The following is a 6,065-nucleotide window of genomic DNA, read 5'->3' as shown; positions in this document are numbered from 1 at the left end:
GGTTTCGCGGCGTAGCCGCGAAACCGAGCCAGAGAATTAATGTGGGGCAGCCATCCGGGTGCTCGCGCACCCGGCAGGGAGCTGCCGGCCCTCAGGGCCTAACGCGCAGTAACTGATGCGACGTCCCGCGCGAAAGGCGACTATAAAAAGTCGCATGTTCCTAAGCAACCAATAAGTCGTCCGCGGCGTGACCAACCAGAACGCGTTACCGAAGCGTTGGATGTGACCCACCGAAAGATTGTCCTAGGACGAAGCCGCGGCCTTGCGGCCAAACCATGTTAGGCGACCGGCACGAGTCCAAAGTTGCCGCAATCAAGAGAAATGAGACCGCGCGGCCTGAGATCCACCTCAATGCCCCAATTCTCCGATTCGCGTTTAGTGAACGTGACGTCCCATGCAGGCATACCACCGGACAGGTTCGCGTAGTCCAAGTCAACGACAAAGCGACTGATCCATTCACAATGCAGATTCAAAGTTGGAAATCTTGGGAGAGCCAAATGGAGCAGTAGTGACGGTGCGGCATCGGAGGAATCGTCGTTGAGCCAACGAAAACCCAAGAACCAAGCATCACCCCACGAAAGTTCTGCGAGCTGCTGAGGTGACAGTGTCTCGTTCATGGTAGGTCGCCCAACGGAAGGTTTTGCCGACGCCGTCCTGAACGAAGCGATGGAATTTGAATCCCGAGAAATCGTACCAGTGCCAGCGCCCGTTGCCAAACAAGCGAAGGTGTGCCGAAGGCCTAGCGTAAAAACCATGTTAGGCGTCGCGCTGACACCATGCCAATGCATCCATCGCGCCGAATGCAGCGGTGACTGATAATCCAGCGTGATGAATGAACCACAGAGGCACAGGGAAACACAGAGTCGTTGTGCGGCGCGAGCATTTGCTCTGTGACCCTCCGTGTCTCTGTGGTTCCATGCCCGCAGCATCATCGCAACACCGGCCAGCAACTACCGCCAGCATCGCCTAACGGAAAGTTTTTACGACACCGCCCCAAACGAAGCGGTGGAGTTTGAATCGCGAAAAGTTGTACCAATGCGAGCGCACGTTGCCTACCAACGAAGGCCTAGCGTAAAAACCATGTTGGCGGACATGGCTGACAAATGGTAGACGTTGTGCGTATATTGCGTTAATGAAGAAATACAACCTTTACCTGACTGAACCCCAGATTGAAGCATTGGGGAGGATTAGTGACGAGAAAGGACTGTCTGTCTCGGAAGTCATTAGGCGCGCGTTGGATGAATTCATCGAAACGGAAGATGAAAAACAATTGAAAAGAATGGAACGGAGCCAGAAACGATGAACCCGATACCCGAGAATAAAATCCATTGTCGTGATGCGCTGAGATTTACCGAAGGTATGCCAAGCGAAAGCGTTGATCTCGTTATCTGTGATGGCCCGTATGGAGTTACCACACACGAGTGGGATCAAGTTGCGAACATTCAGGAATTCAACCTCGGTCTCATTGAGCGATTTAGCCGGGTAATGAAACCGGGGGCTGCACTCTACCTTTTCGGGAAATGTGACTGCGTTGACTTTGTTGACTACCGCCCATTCTTGGATCTGGCAACCAAGATTGTTTGGTACCAGCCTAGTCGCTTGGCTCAAGGACGGCGGTCGTACACCAACAATTACGACATCATTTGCTATTTTACAAAAGGTCGCGTTGACCAATTCAATTTGGATGACATCCGAGTCGCCCAGCTTGTCGAGCTGGAGCATCGACGCCGTTGTGAAAATGTTCCGTCCGTGAAAAATGGGCGTTACGGAAAAACGGCATTCAACGAAAAGGGTAAGAATCCGGGGGATGTCTGGGGAGATATTAAGCAGTTGACATACAAGTCAAAAGAACTATTGAGTCGGGAACTTCTCAACACGGTGCAAAAGCCCGAGAAATTGATCGAACGCCTCGTAAGAGCCAGTTCGTCTGAAGGTGATCTGGTATACGACCCATTCTGCGGTAGCGGAACTGTGCCAGCCGTGTGCACGCGACTAAATCGGCGATTTGTTGCTTGTGAGCAGAATCCTGAATATGCGAAAATCGCGAGGCAACGCATTAAGGCGACTGCCAAAGCGGAGCGTCAACTATCGTTGCTGTAAACCTGAGTTCCGTTCTCACGCGCCCAGCGACGAGCGAAACCAATATGCGAAATGTCGTTCTGGCTTGCATCAAGTTGGCGTTCTGCCTCGATCAACATTGCGTCTGGTGTAATCTCCCAAATACCAATCACGGTTAACGGATTTGCCCGCTCAAAGACGGCGCAATAAATCATTGCATTACGAGAAATCCGACGAAGCGACTGTTGTCGCTTATCTGGTGGAGCCTTGAACATTCGGTCAAGCTGAAAGGCTCCATCCTCAAAGCAGCTTAGATATTCAAACTGCCTCGCTGGGTCGGCAGGATCGAAGGCGTCTGGTTGATGCTTGTCACGAGAAACGCCGTGACCAAGAATGTCGGCGACAACCATTTCTTTGACGAGACCGGGCTGCAGAAGGTTTGGGTAACCGTTTTGCGTGGCAATTTCTTGAGCACGGCTGATTAACTCAACGATCCGGTGAATGAAGTTCATACGCGAATGTCCGCCAACGGTAGGTTTTTACGTCGCCGCCCTAAACGAAGCGGACGATGTCTGAACTACGGAATTTGTACCAAGGTCGTGGCCCGTTGCGAAAGAGCCAAGGTGTGCCGAAGGCCTCTGCGTAAAAACCATGTTAGCGGACGCGGCATTGACACCAGCGGCATTGTGTTGTGATATATGTAAACACCAGTGAGCGAGCAAGGAATGGCATAATCCGAGATCATTTGGGACGAAGAACCCGGCGGAAACGTCGAGCACATTGCCGAGCATGACCTGTCGCCAGAGGATGTCGAAGAGGTGATTTTCAATCCGGTAGATCATGATGTAAGCCGATCCTCGGGGTTACCAATGGTTTTTGGTTTCACGCCCGATGGACGCTATATCTTGGTGGTGTACGAAAAGATTAGCGATGTCATGGTGTACCCAGTAACGGCCTACGATGTGGAGGAATAGCAATGGCGAATGAACGTGGAAAGCGGATATATCGAAAGACCACGGAAGAAGAGCGTGCACGGCACGCGAAGGTGCGCGAGCAAATTGCCGATGAGTTGCCGGATATCCGACGGCGAGCAAAGGAGCGTCTCGCTTTGTTGAAGCGTGAAGGTACGCCATTGCGTCAGGTTTTGGCAGCACTGCGAGCGGAACGCGAGCGCCAAGGTTTAAGTTTGGCGGACATGCAAGAGCGAACGGGGATCGACCGGGCCGCGTTGTCCCGATTGGAGAACAACGAGGACGCGAACCCGACGCTAACAACGCTCGAGCGCTACGCAGAAGCCGTTGGGCGTCAAATGGTCGTGTTGCTGTCTGAACCAGCAGCGTAGGAAGACTAGCGTCCGCCCAACGGGAGGTTTTTACGACACCGCCCCAAACGAAGCGGGGGAGTTTGAATCACGAAAACTTGTACCAATGCGAGCGCACGTTGCCTACCAACGAAGGTGTGCCGAAGGCCTAGCGTAAAAACCATGTTAGGCGACCGGTGCGCTAACGACTCATCCAATAACCGGGACGACGTTTTGCATGGGCAATCGCAATGACTAGAATTCGTCCAGCAGCTTGTCGGAAGACGACTTGGAACGGAAACTTCCTTACCGCACACGATTGGTGGCGATCGTCGATGTAGGCGAAGCGGTTTGGATCGGACACGATGGTGGCAATGGCAACATCGACGGCAACCAAGAAGTTCCGTGACGCAGTCGGACTACGTTCGGCGTACCAGTCGGCCGACAGGTCAAGTTCGGCGATTGCGTCTGGATGGAGCTCAGCCGACATCGCGAACGCCATGTTTTGCAAACAGGCGTTCACGGATCGCGGACCAGCTCTCGGTCTGGACGCTACCATCGTCGATCGCGTCGCTGCGGCGTTGAATTTCAGCCAGCCACTCAGCGGAAAGGTGCGGAGGTTGGTCGTCGGGAACGGATGACGCCAAGTCGTCGATCAGACGAAGCTGATCGCTGATCGGGAGCCGCGTTGCATCGCCAAGTACGTCGTGATATTCCGGCATGATTAGGTCGCCCAACGGAAGGTTTTGCCGACGCCGCCCTGAACGAAGCGAGTGGCTTTGAGTTACGAAACATTGTACCAATGCGAAGGCCCGTTGCCAAAGAAACAAGGTGATCGCGGGTTTGCATCAGAGGGAACGTGATCGAAGCGATTGACATGACCCACGAACGATTCTCCAAACACGACAGCCGCCACTAGCGTAAAAACCATGTTAGGCGACCGGTTAGCACCGATGCCACCATCGAGCTTCCGATTAGTGTTCGATTAGCGAAGATTAGTGTTCAGCGCAGCCCGGTTTTTTGGGAACACTAATCCGCACTAATCGAACACTAATAAAACCCACTAGCCGCCCAAACCCTCGATCTCGGTAGGTCGCCTAACGGAAGGTATTTACGTCACCGCCCCAAACGAAGCGGTGGAGTTTGAATCACGAGAAGTTGTACCAATGCCAGCGCCCGTTGCCAAACAAGCGAAGGTGTGCCGAAGGCATAGCGTAAAAACCATGTTAGGCGTTGCGCTGACACCATGCCAATGCATCCATCGCGCCGAATGCAGCGGTGACTGATAATCCAGCGTGATGAATGAACCACAGAGTCACAGAGAAACACAGAGTCGTTGTGCGGCGCGAGCATTTGCTCTGTGACCCTCCGTGTCTCTGTGGTTCCATGCCCGCAGCATCATCGCAACACCGGCCAGCAACTACCGCCAGCATCGCGTAACGGAAGGTTTTGCCGACGCCGTTCGTAACCGAAGCGAGAAAACGTGGCAATCCGATTGATTCTAACAATGCGAGAAAGCGTTGCCAACCAAATGAGGCGTCCGCGGGGTTGAATTGCCAGTGGACGCAACCGAAGCAATCGAATTATCATAGCAGTGAAGACCTTCCAATGTGGAACCCCCGGCCTTGCGGCAAAACCATGTTGGGCGACCGGCAACCCCATTGGAGACCTCCATGTCGACAGACGGCAGAACCATCACAGGCATCGTCAAGGATGGCGTCATCGTACCGCAATCGGGCAATGGATTGCCGGACGGCATGGAAGTTAGCATTGTGATTCCAGAGGAGGCAATGACGCCAGAATTGAGAGAAGAGCTGGCCGCATGGCAGCAGGCCGGCATGCAGAGCTGGGGTATGATCGACGAGTGGGAGCGTGAGGAACAATGAGTGCTGGAGATATCCATTGGGTCGATTTGCCCGGCGCTGGCGGACGTTCACAAATGGGTCGCCGTCCTGCAATCATCATTCAAGACGATGTTTATGGTGGCAAGCTGCCGACGATTCTTGTTGTGCCACTCACCAGTTCAAAGGCTGCGATGAGATTTGCCGCAACGACGTTAGTGGCAGCAACAACCGATTCCGGTTTGCGTAATGACTCGGTCGCGTTGGTGTTTCAGTGTGTGGCGATCGACCGCCGCCAAGTGCTAGAGCAGATGGGCCAAGCATCCGGTACCGAACGAGTGGCAATACTCGCCGAACTCGCAAAGCTGACAGGACAAAGCGGTTAGGTCGTACAACGGAAGGTTTTGCCGACGCCGTTCGTGACCGAAGCGGAAAACGTGGCAAGCCGGAGGATTCTACCAATGGAGTGAGGTGTGAACAACCAAAACAGGCGTCCGCGGGGTTGAACTGCCAGTGGACGTGACCGGAGCATTGGAACTATATCGAATCGAACATTTTCCAATGTGGAACCCGCGGCCAAGCGGCAAAACCATGTTGTGTGCCCCGGTAGCACTGGAGACAGACTATGAATTTGAATCTTCCCGTTGAAGCGAATGATTTTGTGAAGAGCCTTGTTGCTCAAGGTAAGTACCAGTCTGAAGAGGCGGCAGTCGTCGATGGCATCCGATTACTGAAAGGGCAGGGCGATTGCGCCACGATAGGTAATCTGGGAGACTGAGCGAAGGTTCGTGTTTGGACGGCTGATTTGCAGTTGTCGGGCGAATCGCTTCGTACTGGTGACCTTCGATGGAACGCTCCGCCTCGCT

12 protein-coding genes are annotated in these 6,065 nt (G+C 53.7%); 8 read left to right on the top strand and 4 right to left on the bottom strand.

Going from position 1 to position 6,065, the window contains the following annotated elements; translation table 11 throughout:
- Positions 1-278: 278 nt before the first annotated feature.
- A complete protein-coding gene (locus RC85_RS24480; RefSeq protein WP_068267371.1) occupies positions 279-617 on the bottom strand; it encodes a hypothetical protein in 339 nt (112 codons plus the stop codon).
- 283 nt (positions 618-900) lie between these two features.
- On the opposite strand from RC85_RS24480, the gene RC85_RS27775 reads away from it, so the two are divergent.
- Genes RC85_RS27775 through RC85_RS24470 form a run of 3 tightly spaced genes read left to right on the top strand, consistent with a single transcriptional unit; the run spans position 901 to position 2,100 of the window.
- A complete protein-coding gene (locus RC85_RS27775) occupies positions 901-1,110 on the top strand; it encodes a hypothetical protein (RefSeq protein ID WP_238383216.1) in 210 nt (69 codons plus the stop codon).
- A 22-nt stretch (positions 1,111-1,132) separates the two neighbouring features.
- The gene (locus RC85_RS29100) at positions 1,133-1,303 is read left to right on the top strand and encodes a ribbon-helix-helix protein, CopG family (RefSeq protein ID WP_149752992.1); all 171 of its coding nucleotides are present in this window, start codon (positions 1,133-1,135) and stop codon (positions 1,301-1,303) included.
- Positions 1,300-2,100 carry a DNA-methyltransferase gene (locus RC85_RS24470; RefSeq protein ID WP_068267369.1) on the top strand — a complete coding sequence of 267 codons (801 nt, stop codon included), beginning with the start codon at positions 1,300-1,302 and terminating at the stop codon, positions 2,098-2,100. Before RC85_RS29100 ends, RC85_RS24470 begins: the two co-directional genes overlap by 4 nt.
- On the opposite strand, the gene RC85_RS24465 is transcribed toward RC85_RS24470, so the two are convergent.
- Positions 2,082-2,570 carry a hypothetical protein gene (locus RC85_RS24465; RefSeq protein WP_068267368.1) on the bottom strand — a complete coding sequence of 163 codons (489 nt, stop codon included), beginning with the start codon at positions 2,568-2,570 and terminating at the stop codon, positions 2,082-2,084. The two genes, RC85_RS24470 and RC85_RS24465, sit on opposite strands and share 19 nt — an antisense overlap.
- Before the next feature lie 464 nt (positions 2,571-3,034).
- On the opposite strand from RC85_RS24465, the gene RC85_RS24455 reads away from it, so the two are divergent.
- Positions 3,035-3,400 carry a helix-turn-helix domain-containing protein gene (locus RC85_RS24455; RefSeq protein ID WP_084422996.1) on the top strand — a complete coding sequence of 122 codons (366 nt, stop codon included), beginning with the start codon at positions 3,035-3,037 and terminating at the stop codon, positions 3,398-3,400.
- Between the two features lie 160 nt (positions 3,401-3,560).
- On the opposite strand, the gene RC85_RS24450 is transcribed toward RC85_RS24455, so the two are convergent.
- Entirely contained in the window at positions 3,561-3,848 is a 288-nt protein-coding gene (locus tag RC85_RS24450) for a type II toxin-antitoxin system RelE/ParE family toxin (RefSeq protein ID WP_149752993.1), read from the bottom strand.
- Entirely contained in the window at positions 3,838-4,080 is a 243-nt protein-coding gene (locus tag RC85_RS24445; protein ID WP_068267365.1) for an addiction module protein, read from the bottom strand. Before RC85_RS24445 ends, RC85_RS24450 begins: the two co-directional genes overlap by 11 nt.
- A gap of 648 nt (positions 4,081-4,728) precedes the next feature.
- On the opposite strand from RC85_RS24445, the gene RC85_RS28930 reads away from it, so the two are divergent.
- The 4 genes from RC85_RS28930 (at position 4,729) to RC85_RS27185 (ending at position 5,977) form a co-directional block, all read left to right on the top strand.
- Positions 4,729-4,857, top strand: coding sequence for a hypothetical protein (locus RC85_RS28930; protein WP_261340493.1), 129 nt, complete (start codon positions 4,729-4,731; stop codon positions 4,855-4,857).
- Between the two features lie 174 nt (positions 4,858-5,031).
- Positions 5,032-5,244 (top strand): hypothetical protein, encoded by a 213-nt coding sequence (locus RC85_RS24435; RefSeq protein ID WP_149752994.1) that lies wholly within the window; start codon positions 5,032-5,034, stop codon positions 5,242-5,244.
- A complete protein-coding gene (locus tag RC85_RS24430) occupies positions 5,241-5,585 on the top strand; it encodes a type II toxin-antitoxin system PemK/MazF family toxin (RefSeq protein WP_068267362.1) in 345 nt (114 codons plus the stop codon). Before RC85_RS24435 ends, RC85_RS24430 begins: the two co-directional genes overlap by 4 nt.
- 239 nt (positions 5,586-5,824) lie before the next feature.
- Positions 5,825-5,977: a ribbon-helix-helix domain-containing protein gene (locus RC85_RS27185; protein WP_157594047.1), complete on the top strand. Its 153-nt coding sequence runs from the start codon at positions 5,825-5,827 to the stop codon at positions 5,975-5,977.
- The last annotated feature ends 88 nt before the right edge of the window (positions 5,978-6,065 follow it).

This window comes from Rubripirellula obstinata (genome assembly GCF_001642955.1).
Taxonomy (GTDB): Bacteria; Planctomycetota; Planctomycetia; order Pirellulales; family Pirellulaceae; genus Rubripirellula; species Rubripirellula obstinata.
The sequence above is the reverse complement of the archived record's forward strand: the minus strand, read 5'-3'. Positions and strand labels throughout refer to the sequence as shown.